Genomic DNA, 1,386 nt, shown 5'->3' with positions numbered 1-1,386 from the left:
GATGTGGTTTTCAGACGCTTTTGCAACTGGCGGATTTCGACACGCATCTGCACGCGCAGTTTGGCATCAAGGTTGGACAAGGGTTCATCGAACAAAAACGCCGCAGGTTCACGCACCAGCGCGCGGCCCATGGCGACTCGCTGGCGCTGACCGCCCGACAGGTTACGCGGCTTGCGGTCCAGATAAGGCGCGATTTCCAGCATATCGGCGGCTTCGCGCACGCGGCGGTCGATCTCGTCCTTGGGCAGTTTGCGGTTGCGCAACCCGTAGGCCAAATTATTGAACACCGTCATATGCGGATAAAGCGCGTAATTCTGGAACACCATCGCGATATCGCGTTCGGCGGGTTCAAGATTGTTCACCACCCGGTCACCGATATGCAGCGTCCCGTCCGAGATCGTTTCCAACCCTGCCACCATCCGCAGCAAGGTGGATTTGCCACAGCCCGAAGGCCCAACTAGCACGATCATTTCGCCATCGGCGATATCAAGACTGATGCCTGTCACCGCCTTGACGCCGCCTGCATAGACCTTGTGCAAGCCGTCCATCACAATCGTCGCCATCTTTTATTTCTCCGTCTCTGTCAGGCCTTTGACAAACAGCCTTTGCATGAACAAAATCACAAGGATTGGCGGTAGCGCCGCCAGCGTCACGGTCGCCATCACCAGATGCCACAGGGGTTCGGCATCGCCGCCGGTCACCATTCGTTGGATGCCCATGACGATGGTGTAATACTCTGGGTCTGTCGTGATCAGCAGCGGCCAGAGATACTGGTTCCAGCCATAGATGAACATTATCACAAACAGCGCCGCGATATTGGTGATCGACAGGGGCAGCAGTATATCCTTGAAAAACTTCATCGGCCCCGCGCCGTCCACGCGGGCGGCTTCCATCAATTCCTCTGGCACGGTCATAAAAAACTGCCGGAATAGGAAGGTCGCCGTGGCCGACGCGATCAAGGGGATCGACAGGCCCGCGAAACTGTTCAACATCCCCAGATCCGCGACGACCTGAAAGGTCGGCACGATCCGCACTTCGACCGGCAGCATCAGGGTCAGGAAGATCACCCAGAAGAAAAACATCCGGAACGGAAACCGGAAATAGACGATGGCAAACGCCGACAGGATCGAAATCGACAATTTGCCCACCGTGATCGCCATCGCCATAACAAAACTGTTCCACAGCATCCCCCCGATGGGCGGCGTGCCTGCCTGAGAGCGGCCCTCAAAAATTACCGTGCGGTAATTCTCCAGCGCGTTCGGCCCCGGCAACAACGGCATCACCCCGCGCACAAAGGTCCCCGGTGGGTGGGTCGAGGCGATCACAGCCACATAGACCGGAAAAATCACCAGTGCGACGCCAAGGATCAGCACCAGATGGGCAAAG

2 protein-coding genes are annotated in these 1,386 nt (G+C 57.4%); both read right to left on the bottom strand.

Annotation, left to right across the window (positions count from 1 at the left end):
- Positions 1 to 563 (bottom strand): ATP-binding cassette domain-containing protein (locus KG698_RS15270; RefSeq protein ID WP_213686396.1); only part of this gene is annotated, 563 nt, incomplete at its 3' end.
- Positions 564 to 566: 3 nt separating this feature from the next.
- Entirely contained in the window at positions 567 to 1,376 is an 810-nt protein-coding gene (ugpE, locus tag KG698_RS15265) for a sn-glycerol-3-phosphate ABC transporter permease UgpE (protein ID WP_300984234.1), read from the bottom strand.
- Positions 1,377 to 1,386: the final 10 nt, after the last annotated feature.

Source organism: Roseicyclus sp. (genome assembly GCF_018402035.1).
In the GTDB taxonomy this organism is placed as follows: Bacteria; Pseudomonadota; Alphaproteobacteria; order Rhodobacterales; family Rhodobacteraceae; genus Roseicyclus.
The sequence above is the reverse complement of the archived record's forward strand: the minus strand, read 5'-3'. Positions and strand labels throughout refer to the sequence as shown.